This is a genomic window from Dickeya chrysanthemi NCPPB 402 (assembly GCF_000406105.1).
GTDB classification, from domain to species: Bacteria; Pseudomonadota; Gammaproteobacteria; order Enterobacterales; family Enterobacteriaceae; genus Dickeya; species Dickeya chrysanthemi.
On the sequence record NZ_CM001974.1, the window covers coordinates 2,604,721 to 2,622,558 of the forward strand.

Genomic DNA, 17,838 nt, shown 5'->3' on the forward strand with positions numbered 1-17,838 from the left:
CTTCCCTCAACGCAGATATGGTAATATTCGTGTTTTGATTGTTGTTGTAACGGAACCGTTGCTGTGGCCAAACCTATTCCCGCCTCTCTCATTCCTGATTTTTTAACCGCCATGCAAGCCATTATGCCTGCACATCTGAGCATGGATGACTTCATCGACGCCTGCCAGCGACCGCTGCGCCGTAGTCTCCGCGTCAACACATTGAAAATCAGCGTGCCCGACTTTCTCGCGCTGGTCGCGCCCTACGGTTGGGAACTGGAAGCGGTGCCCTGGTGCGACGACGGGTTTTGGCTGCTGAACGCCGATGAGGAAGCCATGAAGCTCGGCAACGCACTGGAGCACCTGAGCGGCCTGTTCTACATTCAGGAAGCCAGTTCGATGTTGCCGGTCAGCGCGTTGTTGCTGGGGAACGATACCCCGGAGCGGGTACTGGACATGGCCGCCGCCCCCGGTTCCAAAACTACCCAGATCGCCGCCCGGCTCAACAATCAGGGCGTGATTATCGCTAACGAATACTCCGCCAGCCGGGTGAAGGTGTTGCACGCCAACCTGCATCGCTGCGGTGTCAGCAATACGGCGCTGACGCACTTTGACGGCCGGGTTTTCGGCAGTGCCTTACCGGAAACCTTTGATGCCATTCTGCTGGATGCGCCCTGCTCCGGAGAAGGCGTGGTCAGGAAAGATCCCGCCGCCATGAGTCACTGGTCGCTGGAGAGCATCGCCGATATCGCCGCCACCCAGCGCGAGCTGATCCTCAGCGCCTTCCATGCGCTGAAGCCGGGCGGTGTACTGATTTACTCCACCTGTACCCTCAATCATCAGGAAAACCAGCAGGTTTGTCGCTGGCTGATGCAGCAATTCCCAGGTGCGTGTGAAATCGAATCACTGAAAGACCTGTTTCCACACGCTCACCGCGCCCTCACCGAAGACGGTTTCTTGCATGTCTTCCCGCAAATTTACGACAGCGAAGGTTTTTTTGTGGCCCGCCTGCGTAAAACTGCCGGCGTACCGCCACTGGCAGCGCCGGATTACAAACTCGGCAAGCTGCCCTTTACGCCGCTCAACCATAAGGATGCGCAGTTGATTCGTCAGAACGCCCAGCGGCTCGGCCTGCAGTGGTCAGAACAGCAGTTACAGTTGTGGCAACGGGATGATGAGATCTGGTTGTTTCCGGCTGCACTGCAACCGATGTTGGGCAAAATGCGCTTCTCCCGAATCGGTATTAAACTGGCGGAACGCTTTGCCAAAGGGTATCGCTGGCAGCATGAAGCCATTGTGGCGCTGGGCAATCCTGACAGCCCGAATGCGTACGCGCTCAGTGCGGAGCAAGCCGTGGACTGGTTCCGGGGAAAAGACATTTATCCGCCTTCCCCCATCAGCCATGACCACATTCTGTTGACCTGGCAACAGACCACGCTGGGGCTAACCAAACGCGTCGGTCAGCGGCTGAAAAATACCCTGCCTCGGGATCGGGTGCGCGATGGCGCCAACCTCATTCTTTCTGCCGATTAATCTTTGACCGGGTCGCCGCCTGTGGCGATCCGGGTCTGTTTTTTCATCTACAATCAACACGTATCATCAACATTCAACCTGTTGAGGAATCTATGTTCGCACTGGTTATCTTTGTCTGTTACCTGGGAGGTAACTGCGAGAATCTGGTCGCGGGAACCTACATCAATGAACCACAGTGTCTGAGCGCTATGGAGGAGCAGCAGATCCGTAACGGCGGCTGTTTCCCGATTGACGATTTTCGTAGCGGATACTGGAAACCCGCCCATGAGTACCGGGATCGCTAATCACACGTCGCTCTTTTCCGTTCTCTCCCGCAACAGCGCGCGCTGCCAGGTGGGAGTCGGCATAACGGAAGCCATAACCTACGGCCGCTCACGCCGGAGCATGGCTGATGCTCAACAACCTGGGTCGAATAAAAAAGGGCAATGCCGCAGCTGTAACGACATTGCCCAACCTGATGTAATTAAACCGCTTATTATGGTTAGTATCTCAGGGCGGTGAAAACGTGCTGATAATCAGCACCTTCACCGTTTAAAACTTCACCCACTCGTCTTTATCCGGATTATTTTTGGCGCTGGCTGAATGCGCCCGCATCGCCTTGGGCGCGGATTTACGCCCCGTTTTACCCGGTTTACTCAGTAATAATGGTTGCTGATGATGGGCGGTTGTACCGCCATGATGCGAGTGAGGGTCATCGCCCAAATGAAACGCCGATACCGTCTGCATCAGTAACTGCGCTTGTTCCTCCAGCGAATTGGCAGCCGAAGATGACTCTTCCACCAGCGCCGCATTTTGCTGCGTGGTGCTATCCAGTTCAGTCACCGCCTGAGCAATTTGACTAATCCCTCGGCTTTGCTCATCCGATGCAGAGGCTATTTCACCCATAATATCAAATACATGAGTAATAGAGCGAACAATGTCCTGCATGGTTTTCCCGGCATCATCCACCAGTTCGGAACCGGTATTCACCCGTGAAACCGACTCCTGAATCAGCCCTTCGATTTCTTTCGCCGCCTGCGAACTGCGCTGCGCCAGATTGCGGACCTCGCTGGCGACAACCGCAAAACCGCGCCCTTGCTCGCCGGCTCTTGCCGCTTCAACCGCCGCATTCAGCGCCAGAATATTGGTCTGGAAGGCGATGCTGTTAATCACCGAGGTGATTTCAGAGATACGTTTTGAACTGCTGGAAATCTCGTTCATGGTTTTCACCACGTTGCCGACGATTTCACCGCCCTTGATGGCATTCTGCGACGCTTCCGACGCCAGTTGCGAGGCATGATGCGCATTTTCCGAGTTCTGTTTTACCGTTGAGGTTAATTGCTCCATGCTGGCGGCGGTTTCCACCACGGCCGCCGACTGCTGTTCGGTACGGGAAGAGAGGTCGACATTGCCTGCCGCGATTTCAGCCGACGCCGACGCCACATGCCCCACACCTTCCCGAATATCCAGAATCATGGTGCGCAATTTGTCATTCATGTTGGCCATGGCGGTAATCAACATGCCCAGTTCGTCACGACGCGAGGAATTGACTGACGACGAGAGATCGCCGCCGGCGATACGTTCCGCCACCGACAACCCCTGCTTAAGCGGCGTCACAATCTGCACGGAAATACGCCAGGCCATGATGATGCCAAACACAATGGCTGCCAGCCCGGTCACCATCATCTTCACTTCTGAGGAGTGGGTGGTTTGACTGGAGCTAACCAGTTGCAGGTTAAACAGGTTGGCAACATCCGTGTTCAATTTATCCGCCGCCGCCGTTAATGCCTGGCTGGTGCGGGTTTCATCCTGAAAGGCCGCCAGATACCCTGCGGCAGCTTGACGATATGCCAGAAAATAGTCCCAGGCGGTTTTCAATGTCGCCTGCACTTCCGGCGGCCATTGCCTGGTTTTTTCTGTGATGACTTTTTCCGCCGTATCAATACTTTTCAACGCCACCGCCAGCGTATTGTCAGACGGCGCCAGCAGCAAATCATGGGCGACGTCGCGAATATCCGCCATACGCTCGCCGATTTGATACAGCTCGACCTTGTTCTCGGCGGAAAGACCGGTTGCCTGCTGCCATTTATTCTGAAAGGTATCCAGCACCGCCTCACTTTCATCCTGGCTGATTTTCAACCCTGCGGCATCGCGTTTTTTACTGGCGGCAATAAAGGCATCCCGTGCGGCGCTGTAGGATTTCAAATCTTGATCAATGCGTTCAACATCATCAAGCGTATCTTTATCCCAGCCCAGATTTTTAGCCTGACCGAGAATGTCCCCCATCTTATTCACCAGTTCGCCGTTTTTCTCGATGAACTTATAGTCGTGCGTAAACTGAAATTGCGTACGTAAAAGGCGAGCTTGCGCCAGCGTAGTATTGAGCTGATTGGTCACCTGCACCTTGGTATTATTACCATCCACCGCCCGAAAACCGACGACACCGGAAATCAAAACCATCAGAGACAATACCAGCACCAAACCAAACCCTAATGACAGCCGGGTTCCAACCTTCAGATTATCGTATTTTTCACCCAGAATACTCATAGAATCACCTGTTTATGATTATCATCAGCTGATCGCCACAATATTTATCTTCACAATAATTCGGCTTGCAAGCATGTGGATTTCCCTGCAACCCGGCCTATTTAAGACATATACCCAAAATAATTCGAGTTGCAGGAAGACGGCGACGCAGCGAATCCCCGGGAGCTTACTCAAGTAAGTGACTGGGGTGAGCGACAAATCTGCCGGGAGCAGATTTGAACGCAGCTCGCTGCGGTCCTGAAAGGGCGAGGCCCAAGGATGGGCCGAGTAATAAAGCCAACGCACCTGCAACTTGAAGTATGACGGGTATAACATCGGCAACCTAATATGGAGCGAAATATCACTACGCAATAACTCAGGGAATAACTCCCCTCCAGGTTTCAAACTGCGCATCCCAGCATCGAAAAATTATCGGTCTGTATAAATCTTAGTTTAGTAATAAACAGAAAAAACACTACACGACCAGATAATTATCTGGGCTCATAATAAATTGAATTGAAAGAAGAAAAAAATCAATCAAATGAATATAAAGCAATATATATTTAAATTATGACGATAAACACCAATCCGAAAAATAAAAAAACACGCCACCAATATTCAGCTATAATCTAATGTTTCGTTTAATTAATATCCCCGTCATACTTCAAGTTGCAGGTGCGTTGGCTTTCCTCGCTCACCCCAGTCACTTACTTGAGTAAGCTCCCGGGGATTCGCTGCGTCGCCGTCTTCCTGCAACTCGAATTATTTTGGGTATAGACCACTTTGCGTGTAAGTAAAGTGTTAACAGAAGGATGCGGTAGTGAGCTCGCCGGTTTGCAGGTTCGTTAATATCGTACTTTGCCTTATCTTATGCCGCTCAAAAGAAAGTGACAAACCACCACTATTACAATAAACCACTATTGCAATAAATAGAGCAAGGGCGCAAAAAGAACCGAAAGGCATCCGGTGCGTTCAACAGAGCGCACCGGATGTGTTGACGTCAGAGACTGGGCGTTAGCGTCAGTACCACGACTCCGCGCGGCGTGACTTCATCCACACCACACTGGAATTGCGAACCGCCGCCTTCAACCTGCATTTTGCGCCCCGGCAACAGCGCCACATCATAAATATCGTTCTTACCGTCGATATCCAGCAACCAGCGACCATTGCTAATGCTGGTCACACCGGTATCCACCAGCCAGGAAGACGAACTCCCTTCAACCAGCAACGGCGCATGCAGCCCGGCGGGAATAAACTGCGGATCAGCCTTCCACTCTCCCGCTTCCTGCAACTTACCGGTTTTCAATATATTACGCGGAATCAGGCTGACGCTACCGTCATCGTGGCGAACCGCAGGAGTGTCATGCTGCTGCGGCCCCCCTTTTCCGGTGGCCAACCAGGCCAGCGATACCCCGGTATCCAACGCACAGGTCACCACCACATCCCCCGGAAAGAAATCGCGCCGAATCCAGGTACTGATGGTACCGGGTGCGATGCCCAGCAAATCGCCCAGCTCTTTTTGCGTACTAAATCCGTAGGCATCCAGCATGCGGCGCAACACCGCCTTACCGCCTGACGACAGAATTTGCTCATACAACGCCTTACCTTTCAGCGGCGACTTATGGGCAAAAACATTCGCATTTGCAAACTCCCCAGTTACCAGCCATCCGGCATCCGCGCCGGTATCCAGCGCACACTTCAGAATAATGTTACCCGGCACGTTCCCTCGCTGAACCCAGTTACTGATTGTATTGGTAGGTATTTCAGTTACCTCGCTCAGTTCCTTCTGAGTCTTTACTCCATAGCTTGACATGATGCGCTCAAGTACGAAGGCCGCAGACACGGCATCACTATTTGTATTCAAAAACACCTCACGAGTATTTACATATACACGTTACGTGTCTTATAGTGTCTACACAGCACATGTAACACCATAGAACACCCTAGCCTGGGGGAGATATTGCTTTATGTCGGACGAGATTTCAATTCTATTGCTCATTTCTGAGGAAAATCCTACGTCGGCGAGTGCAACGACTGCCAAAGCGCAGTGCTTCGTCACAGATAATCTACTGCCTTATCCGGTGTCTAATCAGGCAACAATGAGCGACGCCAACGCTAACGAGGCAAGAAGAACAGCGGCGGCAGCCGCTGTAACGTGGCGTATTGCGCGTGATACCGGCAGGCTGCTCAGATTAATCATCGACAACAGCGCTCACTATTGTTTTGCAAATGCAAAAACGTTATTCACTCTTCTCCAGACAACAGCCGCTTTTTCTGGTACCGGAGCGGCTTATGCATTACCAAATCAGGATCATCATTTGACCGCTGTGAATGGTAATAATGCCTTTAACAAAAAATTCGTAAATTCGAATTCAAGCCATCATCCATACCGATTAGCCCCCTCCGTCACCCCCAACGGCAAGCGAGCATAACCATGAAGCCACATTATGCTTTTACCGCGAATCACCTGCAGAGTTTACCGCCAAATTTGCGGGCGCTACTCGGAAAACACTTCGCTGATTCGCGCTGGGAACAGACATGCCGATTTTATCAGCGATTCGCGGAGCGCTATCGGCGTACGCTGTGCTTCCATGCCGCGTTGCATAACCGCTGGTGCGTCTACCAGTTGGATGAAATGGATGAAATGGCCAGAGAAAGAATCGTCAGTGCGTTGAATGAGCTGCGCAGCGCTTTTGATGGGCCGGCAATTCAGGAACAGAGCCAGTTACTGCCGTTCGTGATGGGGCTGCGCCTGAGCGAACGCCGGACGCTGTTTTTTCACGCCGGACTCACGGCCCGGGAATTTAACCAACCCTTACGGCGTATCAATGAGCCGGATTGCCAATGGGTGCAGGCGCTGGGTCGTGCCGCGGTGGAATTACACAGCCTGTTTGCCGATGCGCCGGATATTCTGACCAGCATCAGACCTGAACACTATTTTCGCTAACACTATTTTCGCTAAAAACGTTTTCGCTAAAAACGTTTTCGCTAAAAACGTTTTCGCTAAAAAACGTTTTCGCTAACAACCGTTTTACCGACAGCGGATTTCACCAGAAAGATAACCGTCGTTAACTCAACCGCTAGCAGACAAGCCGCCGCTCAGGCAGGCAGGACTTGTTGCGGCTTATTATCAGGAAATTGTATGAAAAACACACGAACGATACGCACCATTCCACGCCAGACGCCAGACTCGTACGCCGTCTGGAAAGCCGACTTTGCTCACCGTTACAGCGAATATCTGGAACAACTGGCACAGCACGCCTGGCAGGAACGTTTATCTGCACAGGAACTGGTGGTGCTGCTACAGCAGGAAGCGGAAAAAATTCGGCACCAGATGTGGGAGGCGCACTAATGGCAGACAGTATGGATATTTCCCAGGAGCAACAGGCCCTGCTGCTGGATGCGCAAATCGCTCAGGCCCGCACCGTTCCCGCAACGCCATCGGCATGGGTCTGTGAGGATTGCGACGCCCCGATCCCCGAAGCGCGTCGGTTGGCGATTCCGGGGGTTGCGTGCTGCGTGTCCTGTCAGGAAATCCGCGAACGGAGGCAACGCCACTACCGCTCACCATCCTGATTAGGCATTCACACACTGACAGGCCGGAACAGTGCACAACGATTGGCGCCGACAATCCGGCAAACACACATCGGGTAGATAAACGCGGGCTGGTTATGACGTCTGAAAAAACTGAAAAAAACGCCGACAATCGGCCCCTGGAGTGGGTGTATACCTGGAATGCCCCCCGCCCCGCCATTCTGCCCGAATCCTGTTCAGTATCCCCGGATATCCTGCGACAAGGGCAAGCGGTGTTGTATCAGTTAACGCTGCTACCGCGTTTTCTGGCCGACCATTTTCGACGCCGTTTCGAGTATCTGAAGCAGCATCAGGGGCTGCATGTCGCCTTCCGTTATCTGCTTTCAGTGGTACATCGGCGGTTATGGCCGCGCATCGACGCAGTTAACCGCCGTTACCAGATGAATATCACCCACGGTTCATGCTTTATCAGCGAGGCAGACCACTACCATCAATTGCCGGATATGCCGGACAAACTGCTATCCAGCTTTGCCGGCCGCATTGCCGGCCATATGAACGATGCTTACAACGCCCACTGCGACGCTTACTTACAACATGAGGGCGGGCATCATCATGCACCATTATTCAGCAATGAAATACAAGCCCGCATTTATGGTCGACTCGCCGTGCTGGCTCAGGCGTTGAACGTAACGCCCGCTTACTGGCCTCGCCATCAGAGCGGGACGCTCACGCTGGAGCAAGCTTTTGCCGGCATTATGCGGCTGGTTACCCCCCGCTGGTGGGAACGCCAGTTAAAAATCCAGCGGACACACTGGCGTGAAGCACTGTGGATTGCCGCCGGAGAAGTGAGCCGGGCCGCCTCTGCGTTTCTCAGCCGTCAGGCATGGTATGACATTCACTACCGCCGTCTGGCGACGCTGGATTTTCTGAAAAGTCGCGATCTGGAAAATATCCGCAACGGTGATCGTGTTGATTTAATCGACAAAGTCATGGGCAGTATCGCCAATCCGAATATTCGCCGCATGGAACTGATGACCATGCTGGCGGGCATTGAACGTTACGCCACCGCACACCACCACATTGGCATGCTGGTCACCTTGACGGCTCCCGGTCATTACCATCCTACCCGCACCCGCCATCCTGACCGGGTATTGCCCAATGCAGCCTGGATGCCGGATTGCCCCACCCCCAAAATGACGCAACATTATCTGGTTAAGCTGTGGAGCAAAATCCGTACTGCGCTCAAAGACCGTAAGTTGTCTATCTACGGTTTACGGGTCGTTGAACCACATCATGACGGCACGCCGCACTGGCACATGATGCTGTATTGCGAACGCGCGCAGCGCCAGGCGATCATCGATATTCTGCAACGCTATACGCTGCAACATGATGAAAGCGGCGCCAACACCACGCGCCATCGCCAGTTTGACTGCAAGCACATCAATAAAGGCGGCGCGACCGCCTATGTCGCCAAATATATCGCTAAAAACATCGACGGCTACGCGCTGGACGGCGAATCCGACCATGAAACCGGCAAACCGCTGAAAGACATGGCCGCCGCCGCTTCTGCCTGGGCGTCGCTCTGGCGTATTCCCCAATTCCACTTTATCGGCCTTCCCACGGTTGGCGTGTATCGCGAATGCCGGCGTATTCGCAGTCACTCTCTGGCGAACTCGCTGGGAGAACAAGCCGAACGGGTGAGGTATGCGGCAGACCGCGGTGATTTCGCAGCCTATATCGAGGCGCAAGGCGGCGCCAACGTTGCGCGAAAGTGTCAGTCGGTTCGCGTCGCCAGAGCCGCTGGCGAACGGTTAAACGCCTACGATGAGGCTATCGTACGCACCATCGGCATTTTCTCCGTCCAACGTGGTAGCGAACAGATATTCAATACCCGACCCGATGAATGGCGAATTGTCGCTAAAAACCAGTCCATCGGTCATCACGCTGCCGATGGTCATCGGCAGGCTCGTCCTTGGAGTTCTGTTAATAACTGTGGGGGGGTGTTTTCAACCGGCGAACTTGCGCCGCCATTTCGTGATATTCCCCGTGTTCCTTCAGCACGGCTAACCTATTTTCAGCGTGACCGCCTGGCGTCATTAGCCCCGCGTCTCAGGCAGCAAGGCATTGAAATCTCACGCTGGGAACGGGAAGCCCTGGTGCGCGGCGCCAGGGTAAAAATCGATGGGCAACTGATTGATGGATTTAGGAATAAAGCTATATTCGCCGTTGATGAAAAGCGCATCATGGACGCACAGGTCTTGCACTTATGAGTTGACTAAGACTACTGAATAAAGTACTGTATATAAATACAGTCTCACAATGGAAGAGGTACCGTGGAACAGACTGAAAACAGAGAGCTGACCTTATCAAGGATTCGATTAATTGCCGATATGTCTTTGATATCACAATGCAACCCTGAAGAAATGAAAATCGCCATGTCGCTAATCGCCGACTTATCTCACGGCGAGTTCCCGAATAGTGATTATCAACAATTTCTGAAGAACAGCAGTGAGGGACAACAGCTGAAAGCATGGTTCGAACAACAAGCGTTGTGAGGGATTGCGATGGGTAATAACGACCGACGTGAAACTCCCCAATATTTATCCGGAGGCACGTACAAATTAATGGATTTTCTCTGTGGCCAACGCGCCAAACTTATACGCAGCACACTATTTTTTCGTATCCAGACCGTTTGATAATAACGGCCGCATCGGCTAAAGCCGAATGTACGTTTTGGCATGAATTGTAATAACTGACTCAGTGCAGACCTGTTCGTTGGTAATATTTATTCGCTCTACACAGCAATGTTAAATTAAGACCTCCTCCCAATAGGATAAATAACCCAGGTCGGATCACAAGGCTCATGTGAGCCTTGTGATCCGACGACGCAACCCATATCCACGATATCCGCGACACCGTTGTAAATATCCTCCGGCGCATTCCGCGTGCGGTAAAACAGGCTTGTATATCGTTGCGGGTTACGCCACCGGATACGAACGCTATGCCCTGCGTTTGCTCTCCGCAGGTCCGCCGCGTGTTGTGCCATTAGCGTTACACCGCTCTTGCATTGCGGTCAATACCGATCCTCTGGAGGATAAAGGGTCAGAAACAATCCATTTTATTCGGCCCTATTTTATCTGAAATTAAAGGTATCACATGAAAGTCTACGCTCATCAGGACGACGCTCTGGATGCACTCTGTCATCGCTACTATGGCCGCACGCAGGGCGTAGTTGAAACGGTTATGCAATCCAATCCTGGAATTGCGGACTTTGGTCCGCTGCTACCACACGGTACCGCCGTTATCCTGCCCGATATTCATGTTTCCGACTCGCAGGAAAGTATTAATATTTGGGAATAATCGGACCATATATACCCAAAATAATTCGAGTTGCAGGACAACACGCATTGCGTGTTGAACAACGCAACGCGTTGGCCCGTCAGGGCAAGGCTCATAATGAGCCTTGTCACGCGGCAAGAGAGAGACAAATTCGTCGGGAACGAATTTGACCAGCCAAAGGCTGGCCTCTGGTGAGAGACAGGATGTCTCTCATTTCATCCCGATGAGCTTACTCAGGTAAGTGATTCGGGTGAACGACAAATCTGCCGGGAGCAGATTTGAACGCTGCTTGCAGCGGCCCGAAGGGCGAGGCCCATTGATGGGCCGAGTAACGCAGACAACGCACCTGCAACTTGAAGTATGAAGGGTATAAAGATAACCGCCACACCAGGACATTTATTATGCAAAAACCGCAAAGCCTCAGACTTGCGCTGACCACAGCATTACCGTCATTGAGTAATGCATTGCAGTTTCGAATTCAGGAAGGCGAAATTGCTGCATTGCATGAGCCGTCGTTGTCTTTCGAATACCGCTATCAGTTGCTGCTGACGCTGGATAATTTCACCGACAACCCCGATACGCTTTTTGTCGCGCTATTATTCTGGGCGCGCCAGAATCAGCCCGATTTATTAACACGCGAAGGTATTCGTAATAAAGGCATTAGTTTCACTATCGACAATAATCCGGATAATACCCGTACCTTATCTGTTCGCCTTAATTTAACGGAGCGTAATCGCGTTATTGAGCAGAATCAGACTCTACAGGTACATTATGAGCCGGAACCCGCACCGCCTGAACCGGTTAGCCGCCCTAATGCGCTCTATATTGCCGGCGAACTGATCAGTCAATGGAAAAGTAATTGATCGGTTGAATGTTACTTTTCGTTATCAGGGCCGTTGCGAAGACGGCCTGTCTTTTCAAGATATAACGCCGATGACGCTATCTTATAGCCTTGTCATCGCATCTATTTATTCCCGCCGACCATTACCACATTCACGACGTATTTATTAACGCATCGCCCGGATACATCAGGCACGACAGACATTCATTGCCGGAAACGCCTGCGACTATTATTCAGCAAGACTCCATGCAACGGCACGCCTAAGAACCTATACCCAAAATAATTCGAGTTGCAGGAAGGCGGCAAGTGAGTGAATCCCGATGAGCTTACTCAGGTAAGTGATTCGGGTGAACGAACGCCGCCAACACACCTGCAACTTGAAGTATGACGGGTATATCTCAATAGTCGGAATGGGAAAGGCGTGCTTTTAGCCCATCGCCTCCTCACTCATGCAGGCTTTGCCATACCGCGATGTCGCATCCCCGGTACGCATATTGCCTATCGGTGGTATCCCTGGCCACACAACCGAGGAAAATTGTCTCATGACGTGGGAAGACGCATGCTTCCCACCATGAATACATACGAATATCTCTCCGAAATCCAGCGCGCACTGCGTAACCTGATTCGTATCGGCGTCGTGACCGAAGTCGATACCCAACAGGCACGCTGCCGCGTGCAAACCGGTGGCATGGTCACCGGATGGCTCCACTGGCTGTCCCGTCGCGCGGGGAGTTCCCGCGAATGGTGGGCGCCGTCGGTGGGTGAACAGGTACTCATACTCGCTATAGGAGGCGAGCTCAATACGGCTTTTGTCGTACCGGGTATTTACAGCGACCACCACCCTGCGCCATCAGTGTCGGCGGATGCCTGTCACATCCGCTTTCCCGATGGCGCCGTGATGGAATATGAACCGGCTAACGGCGCACTGACCGTGACCGGTATCAAAACCGCCACTGTCGTCGCAGCGGAATCTGTGTCCGTTACCACGAAAAACGTCACCATCAACGCCAGCGAACGCATCACGCTGGATACACCGGAAGTCGTCTGTACGCATAAGTTGATCACCCAGACTATTGAGGTACAGCAAGGCGGCAGCATCACAGGCAGCGTCACGCATTCAGGAGGAAGCTTCTCCTCTAACGGCGTGGTGGTGCATACCCATCAACACGGCGGCGTACAAAGTGGCGGCGGCACAACAGGAGGACCTTTATGACCAGCACATCGTACACCGGCATGAACCGCAACACCGGCAGCAGTCTCAGCGATCTGGAACACCTACGCCAAAGTGTGCGCGACATTCTGACTACTCCACAAGGCAGCCGGGTCATGCGGCGCGATTACGGCTCGCTGCTTTCCTCACTGATCGACCAGCCGCAGACGCCCGCCCTGAAGCTACAGGTACAGGCTGCCTGCTATGTCGCGCTGTTGAAGTGGGAGCCTCGACTGACGCTGACATCCATCTCCATGGAAAGCCACTACGACGGCCAGTTGATTGTGGATATTTCCGGCACGCTGGCCGGCAACAGTACATCCCTTTCGTTAACCATTCCTGTGAGCTGAGATTATGCCCATTATCGATTTAAGTCAGTTACCCGCCCCCAACGTCGTTGAAACGCTGGATTATGAAACCCTGTACGCCACGCGTAAGGAAACGCTGTTATCACTTTACAGTGACGATGAACGCGCCGCTATCGCACGCACCCTGACGCTGGAATCAGAACCGCTGGTAAAACTGTTGCAGGAAAACGCTTACCGCGAACTCCTGCTGCGCCAGCGTATCAATGAAGCCGCACAGGCTGGGATGCTGGCGTTCGCCCGGGGCAATGACCTGGACCAACTAGGCGCTAACGTCAATGTTTCCCGCCTGGTGATTACCCCGGCAGACGCGACTACCGTCCCCCCGACCGCGGCGGTAATGGAATCGGATACCGACTTCCGTTTACGCATCCAGCAGGCTTATGAAGGTTTGAGCGTGGCAGGCTCCATCGGTGCCTACCAGTTCCATGGTCGCAGCGCCAGCGGCCAGGTCGCGGATATCTCGGTGATCAGCCCCGGCCCCGCTCAGGTGTTGGTATCGGTCCTGTCACGGGAAAATGACGGCGCCGCCAGCGATGCGCTTATCGCCACCGTTAACGCCGCACTTAACGCCGAGGATGTCAGGCCGGTAGCCGACCAGGTCACCGTCAAATCTGCAGTGATTGTTCCTTACGATATTCATGCCACGCTCTATCTTTATCCCGGCCCGGAAGCCGAGCCGATCCGCGCTGCCGCTGAGAAGAAACTGCAGAGTTATGTCAGTAGCCAGCACCGTCTGGGGCGTGATATTCGTCGCTCAGCCATCTATGCGGCGCTGCATGTGGAAGGGGTACAGCGGGTGGAACTGGCCAGCCCGGCGGCGGATATCGTGCTGGATGATACCCAGGCGTCGCACTGCACCGGCTATACCCTGACATTAGGGGGAACGGATGAATAAAAGTCCCCTGTTGCCCCCCGGTTCATCTCCTCTGGAGCATGCGGTCGCCACGACCGGTGCCAGTCTGGAAAAGGTACCTATCCCCCTGCGCCAAATTTGGAATCCCGACACTTGCCCGGTCGAGCTGCTGCCCTATCTGGCCTGGACATTATCGGTTGATCGCTGGGATGAAAGCTGGTCGGAAGCCGTCAAACGAAAAGTCATCAAAGATGCATTTTTTATCCACCGCCATAAAGGCACCATCGGTGCGCTGCGTCGGGTGGTCGAACCGCTGGGGTATCTGATTCGCATCAAAGAGTGGTGGCAAACCGGCGATGCTCCCGGCACCTTCCGGCTGGATATCGGCATTCAGGAATCAGGCATTACGGAAGAGTCTTTTCAGGAACTGGAGCGGCTGATTGCCGACGCCAAACCCGTCAGCCGCCAGATGTTGGGGCTGAATATCAATCTGGATACAAAAGGTACCGTCTCGCTGGGCGCCAGTTCTTACAGCGGCGATGAGTTGACCATCTATCCTTACTTCCCGGAAACCATCAGTGTCTCGGGCGAAGAGTTCACCGGCGGAGCAATTCATCTTATTGATGATCTGAATGTCGGCGGTTAATTTGTGCTTCCTCTCAAGCCAGCTTACGCTGGCTTTTTTTTTATGCCGAATCGCCCGATTGTTGTCTCTGCCTTACGCCAACGCCCATTGAGTGCGATCCTCCCGCCGCTCTCGCATACTACCCTCACTCAATCACAGCCGGGACTCTTTGCCGGCTGGTTATCACCAGTCAGTATCCCCGGCTTCTCCGATGCCCCTTGCGGCATCCTTCCCTATTAACCGTATGAGTAATCTGCATGAGTACAAAATACTTTGCTTTACTGACGAATACCGGCGCGGCGAAATTAGCTAACGCCACGGCGCTGGGTAGCCACCTGGCCATCACGCAAATGGCGGTCGGCGATGGCGGCGGCAGCCTGCCTACCCCGACGCCGGCCCAAACCAAACTGATCAATGAGAAACGCCGCGCTACGCTCAACGCACTGAGTGTTGACCCTAAAAACCCCAACCAAATCATTGCCGAGCAGGTTATTCCTGAAAATGAGGGCGGTTGGTGGATCCGTGAAATCGGTTTGTATGACAGCGACGGTGATCTGGTTGCCGTCGCAAACTGCGCCGATACCTATAAACCACTGCTACAGGAAGGCTCAGGCCGGGTACAAACCGTACGCATGATCCTGATTGTCAATAGCGCCGACGCCATTACCCTGAAAATCGACCCAGCCGTGGTACTGGCGACCCGCCAGTATGTCGATGATACGGCTGTTGAGGTCAAGGCATACGCCGACAGCCAGCTCAACGCACATGTCGCCGCCGCCAATCCCCACCCGCAATATGCCCCACTCAGCAGCCCCGCGCTGACCGGCGCACCTACCGCACCGACGGCGGCCAATAGCGCGAACTCCACGCAAGTGGCGACCACCGCATTTGTCAAAAACACGGCATTGCTCAAAGAACAAAACGGTGCGGATATCGCGAATAAATCGGCCTTTCTCGCAAACCTGGGTTTAAGCGACACGCTGAAAATCGCCGATATCGTCGGTATCCCGCTGCCCTGGCCGCAAGCCACACCGCCCGCCGGCTGGCTGAAATGCAACGGTCAGGCGTTCGACAAAAACGCCTTCCCGAAACTGGCGCAGGCTTACCCCGGCGGCGTGCTGCCGGATCTGCGCGGTGAATTTATTCGCGGCTGGGATGATGGCCGAGGGGTGGATGCGGGGCGTGCTCTGGGTTCAGTGCAAGCGGATGAACTCCGTTCTCACAAACACCGCTTCGTTAATGAATATGGCACACCGACAGAAGGGATCATTGCATTTAGCGATGAGAATAATGAAAAGATTGAAGTTACTCTCTCATCGGGGGCACGTGCGCATACATACATTTTTATGGAGAAAACGGGGGGCGTTGAAACCCGCCCACGCAATATCGCGTTTAGCTACATCGTGAGGGCCGCCTGATATCTGGTGAAACTGAGCCGGGTAATGTCGCCACGGCGTCGGCGGCCTCGTGGCCGGATAAATCCGGAATATAACCGGTAAACCACCACGCGGTGGGGGGACTCACCGCGTTTTTATGCTTTGCGTTTTATACTATGTATTGTCATAAAAACGTCGTATTACAGTTTTAGTGTGATGTCGCCGATTTCTTTTACGGGGTTCGACCATGCACCTTCATTTATCATTTCTGCCCTTGCTTCTGCTGGCCCATGTTGTTCAGGCGGCGGATATTCAAACCGAGCAGTACCAGATTACTTTTCCTGATAATGATCGGGTCAGTTATCCCGGTAAATGGCAGACGCGTTTCCCCAACGGTTTTCCCATGGGAGTCGGTTCCGGGTTGTCATTTATCGGGCGGGATGGTGACAAGCTGATGTTTGTTACCGTTACCGATCGCGGGCCGAATGCCGATGCGCCGGAATATCAGGGTAAAGAGGCAAAAATTTTTGCTGCGCCCGACTTTGTTCCTTCAATCATGCTCATTACCGTCGATGCCAAAAGCGCACAAGCCACAGCGTTGCGTCAGTTGCATGACGAATCTAGTCCCGTCAGCGGTTTGCCATTGCCCGGTTCGTTAATCGGTACCACCAATGAAGTGGCGCTTAGCGATGTGCTGAAAAAACTACCGGACGATCGCCGTGGACTGGATACCGAAGGGATTACACCCGATGGTCAGGGCGGTTTTTGGCTTTCAGACGAGTATGGTCCGTTTCTGATTCAGATTGATGCTCAGGGCAAGATCCTGAAAAAGGTGGGCCCAACGCCGCTAAGTGGTGAACAAGGGTTAGCCAGCGGTTTACCCAATATTCTTAAATGGCGCCAGCCAAACCGGGGTTTTGAGGGTATTACCCGGATGCCGGACGGCCGCATTCTTGCTGCAGTACAAAGCACGCTGGATATTGATGGGAAAACACAAAACAAAGCGCTGTTTACTCGTTTAGTCAGTTTTGACCCAGCAACGGGCAAAACAGCGATGTATGGCTATCCGCTCGATACGGATCGGTGGAAAAAAACCGGTGACGCCAAAATTGGCGATATGGTTGCACTGAACGATCATGAGGTCCTGGTGATTGAACAAGGTGCGGACAAAAACAAGGTCATGCACAACCTGATCTATCGCGTTGATCTTCGCGAAGCCAGTGATCTGACCCTGCTGGATGCGACGCGGCCAGCAGAGTGGAATGATGCCGACACGCTGACAAAACGCGGCATCGTGCTCGCGAAAAAACAACAACTGGTTGATTTACGTCAGTTGGGCTGGAAACCGGAGAAAGCCGAAGGATTGGCGCTGATTGACGCCAGTACGCTGGCGGTAACCAATGACAACGATTTTGGTTTACAGTCTGTGTTGGTTAATCCCACCAATGATGTGAAAAAAATTGGCAAATATCAGGTCGGGTCTGATGGCAGGCTATTGCTGGGCGGCCAGCCCGTCGATACCCGACTGGAGCTGGAATCACTGCCCAAGAATGAGGCAAGTAGCCAATTATGGATCATCCATCTTCCTCAACCACTTCGTTAAAACCGAAATACTTGTCAGGCAGCGCCTCCTCAGCGGATGCGCTGCTTTATTTATCTGATGCGTGAAATTTTT

At 53.1% G+C, this 17,838-nt stretch carries 18 protein-coding genes; 16 read left to right on the forward strand and 2 right to left on the reverse strand.

The features are described 5' to 3' along the window. The first annotated feature begins 63 nt into the window (after positions 1 to 63). Complete coding sequence (gene rsmF / locus DCH402_RS11650; protein ID WP_040001229.1) at positions 64 to 1,512, forward strand: 16S rRNA (cytosine(1407)-C(5))-methyltransferase RsmF; 1,449 nt, start codon at positions 64 to 66, stop codon at positions 1,510 to 1,512. A 92-nt stretch (positions 1,513 to 1,604) separates the two neighbouring features. After that, positions 1,605 to 1,796, forward strand: coding sequence for a YdfD/YebW family protein (locus DCH402_RS11655; RefSeq protein WP_040001230.1), 192 nt, complete (start codon positions 1,605 to 1,607; stop codon positions 1,794 to 1,796). Positions 1,797 to 2,043: 247 nt separating this feature from the next. Here the strand turns inward: DCH402_RS11655 and DCH402_RS11660 are convergent, their stop codons facing one another. Beyond that, entirely contained in the window at positions 2,044 to 4,038 is a 1,995-nt protein-coding gene (locus tag DCH402_RS11660) for a methyl-accepting chemotaxis protein (RefSeq protein ID WP_040001231.1), read from the reverse strand. A gap of 979 nt (positions 4,039 to 5,017) precedes the next feature. After that, on the reverse strand, positions 5,018 to 5,881 hold the full coding sequence (locus DCH402_RS11665) for a phage repressor protein CI (protein WP_272878181.1): 864 nt from the start codon (positions 5,879 to 5,881) through the stop codon (positions 5,018 to 5,020). A 103-nt stretch (positions 5,882 to 5,984) separates the two neighbouring features. Here DCH402_RS11665 and DCH402_RS11670 point away from each other — a divergent pair, with 103 nt between their 5' ends. The 14 genes from DCH402_RS11670 to DCH402_RS11735 all read left to right on the forward strand — a co-directional run bounded on the left by DCH402_RS11670 (position 5,985) and on the right by DCH402_RS11735 (position 17,766). Beyond that, positions 5,985 to 6,449 (forward strand): hypothetical protein, encoded by a 465-nt coding sequence (locus DCH402_RS11670; RefSeq protein ID WP_040001233.1) that lies wholly within the window; start codon positions 5,985 to 5,987, stop codon positions 6,447 to 6,449. 2 nt (positions 6,450 to 6,451) lie between these two features. After that, positions 6,452 to 6,964 (forward strand): hypothetical protein, encoded by a 513-nt coding sequence (locus tag DCH402_RS11675; RefSeq protein ID WP_040001234.1) that lies wholly within the window; start codon positions 6,452 to 6,454, stop codon positions 6,962 to 6,964. 195 nt (positions 6,965 to 7,159) lie between these two features. Next, on the forward strand, positions 7,160 to 7,369 hold the full coding sequence (locus DCH402_RS11680) for a DUF2732 family protein (RefSeq protein ID WP_050583301.1): 210 nt from the start codon (positions 7,160 to 7,162) through the stop codon (positions 7,367 to 7,369). Beyond that, positions 7,369 to 7,593 (forward strand): TraR/DksA family transcriptional regulator, encoded by a 225-nt coding sequence (locus DCH402_RS11685; protein ID WP_012769554.1) that lies wholly within the window; start codon positions 7,369 to 7,371, stop codon positions 7,591 to 7,593. The genes DCH402_RS11680 and DCH402_RS11685 overlap by 1 nt, the downstream gene beginning before the upstream one ends. Positions 7,594 to 7,688: 95 nt before the next feature. Then, positions 7,689 to 9,821: a replication endonuclease gene (locus DCH402_RS11690; protein WP_040001235.1), complete on the forward strand. Its 2,133-nt coding sequence runs from the start codon at positions 7,689 to 7,691 to the stop codon at positions 9,819 to 9,821. 63 nt (positions 9,822 to 9,884) lie between these two features. Further along, complete coding sequence (locus DCH402_RS11695; protein ID WP_040001236.1) at positions 9,885 to 10,106, forward strand: hypothetical protein; 222 nt, start codon at positions 9,885 to 9,887, stop codon at positions 10,104 to 10,106. Between the two features lie 601 nt (positions 10,107 to 10,707). Beyond that, positions 10,708 to 10,911, forward strand: a complete 204-nt coding sequence (locus DCH402_RS11700; protein ID WP_040001237.1) for a tail protein X — start codon at positions 10,708 to 10,710, stop codon at positions 10,909 to 10,911. Positions 10,912 to 11,291: 380 nt separating this feature from the next. Next, positions 11,292 to 11,753, forward strand: coding sequence for a phage tail protein (locus DCH402_RS11705; RefSeq protein WP_040001238.1), 462 nt, complete (start codon positions 11,292 to 11,294; stop codon positions 11,751 to 11,753). 549 nt (positions 11,754 to 12,302) lie between these two features. Next, the gene (locus DCH402_RS11710; RefSeq protein WP_226053376.1) at positions 12,303 to 12,944 is read left to right on the forward strand and encodes a phage baseplate assembly protein V; all 642 of its coding nucleotides are present in this window, start codon (positions 12,303 to 12,305) and stop codon (positions 12,942 to 12,944) included. Continuing rightward, positions 12,941 to 13,291 carry a GPW/gp25 family protein gene (locus tag DCH402_RS11715; protein ID WP_027711867.1) on the forward strand — a complete coding sequence of 117 codons (351 nt, stop codon included), beginning with the start codon at positions 12,941 to 12,943 and terminating at the stop codon, positions 13,289 to 13,291. The genes DCH402_RS11710 and DCH402_RS11715 overlap by 4 nt, the downstream gene beginning before the upstream one ends. Positions 13,292 to 13,295: 4 nt before the next feature. Then, the gene (locus tag DCH402_RS11720; RefSeq protein ID WP_040001239.1) at positions 13,296 to 14,204 is read left to right on the forward strand and encodes a baseplate assembly protein; all 909 of its coding nucleotides are present in this window, start codon (positions 13,296 to 13,298) and stop codon (positions 14,202 to 14,204) included. After that, positions 14,197 to 14,808: a phage tail protein I gene (locus DCH402_RS11725; RefSeq protein WP_040001240.1), complete on the forward strand. Its 612-nt coding sequence runs from the start codon at positions 14,197 to 14,199 to the stop codon at positions 14,806 to 14,808. The genes DCH402_RS11720 and DCH402_RS11725 overlap by 8 nt, the downstream gene beginning before the upstream one ends. Before the next feature lie 236 nt (positions 14,809 to 15,044). Next, positions 15,045 to 16,205: a phage tail-collar fiber domain-containing protein gene (locus DCH402_RS11730; RefSeq protein ID WP_040001241.1), complete on the forward strand. Its 1,161-nt coding sequence runs from the start codon at positions 15,045 to 15,047 to the stop codon at positions 16,203 to 16,205. Between the two features lie 205 nt (positions 16,206 to 16,410). Next, positions 16,411 to 17,766: an esterase-like activity of phytase family protein gene (locus tag DCH402_RS11735; protein WP_040001242.1), complete on the forward strand. Its 1,356-nt coding sequence runs from the start codon at positions 16,411 to 16,413 to the stop codon at positions 17,764 to 17,766. Positions 17,767 to 17,838 lie beyond the last annotated feature (72 nt).

What these genes read in the sequence shown, in the direction of transcription:
- DCH402_RS11655 (WP_040001230.1), top strand. Translation starts at nt 1,605, where the DNA reads ATGTTCGCACTGGTTATCTTTGTCTGTTACCTGGGAGGTAACTGCGAG.
- DCH402_RS11660 (WP_040001231.1), bottom strand. Translation starts at nt 4,038, where the DNA reads ATGAGTATTCTGGGTGAAAAATACGATAATCTGAAGGTTGGAACCCGG.
- DCH402_RS11670 (WP_040001233.1), top strand. Translation starts at nt 5,985, where the DNA reads ATGTCGGACGAGATTTCAATTCTATTGCTCATTTCTGAGGAAAATCCT.
- DCH402_RS11675 (WP_040001234.1), top strand. Translation starts at nt 6,452, where the DNA reads ATGAAGCCACATTATGCTTTTACCGCGAATCACCTGCAGAGTTTACCG.
- DCH402_RS11680 (WP_050583301.1), top strand. Translation starts at nt 7,160, where the DNA reads ATGAAAAACACACGAACGATACGCACCATTCCACGCCAGACGCCAGAC.
- DCH402_RS11685 (WP_012769554.1), top strand. Translation starts at nt 7,369, where the DNA reads ATGGCAGACAGTATGGATATTTCCCAGGAGCAACAGGCCCTGCTGCTG.
- DCH402_RS11690 (WP_040001235.1), top strand. Translation starts at nt 7,689, where the DNA reads ATGACGTCTGAAAAAACTGAAAAAAACGCCGACAATCGGCCCCTGGAG.
- DCH402_RS11700 (WP_040001237.1), top strand. Translation starts at nt 10,708, where the DNA reads ATGAAAGTCTACGCTCATCAGGACGACGCTCTGGATGCACTCTGTCAT.
- DCH402_RS11705 (WP_040001238.1), top strand. Translation starts at nt 11,292, where the DNA reads ATGCAAAAACCGCAAAGCCTCAGACTTGCGCTGACCACAGCATTACCG.
- DCH402_RS11710 (WP_226053376.1), top strand. Translation starts at nt 12,303, where the DNA reads ATGAATACATACGAATATCTCTCCGAAATCCAGCGCGCACTGCGTAAC.
- DCH402_RS11715 (WP_027711867.1), top strand. Translation starts at nt 12,941, where the DNA reads ATGACCAGCACATCGTACACCGGCATGAACCGCAACACCGGCAGCAGT.
- DCH402_RS11720 (WP_040001239.1), top strand. Translation starts at nt 13,296, where the DNA reads ATGCCCATTATCGATTTAAGTCAGTTACCCGCCCCCAACGTCGTTGAA.
- DCH402_RS11725 (WP_040001240.1), top strand. Translation starts at nt 14,197, where the DNA reads ATGAATAAAAGTCCCCTGTTGCCCCCCGGTTCATCTCCTCTGGAGCAT.
- DCH402_RS11730 (WP_040001241.1), top strand. Translation starts at nt 15,045, where the DNA reads ATGAGTACAAAATACTTTGCTTTACTGACGAATACCGGCGCGGCGAAA.
- DCH402_RS11735 (WP_040001242.1), top strand. Translation starts at nt 16,411, where the DNA reads ATGCACCTTCATTTATCATTTCTGCCCTTGCTTCTGCTGGCCCATGTT.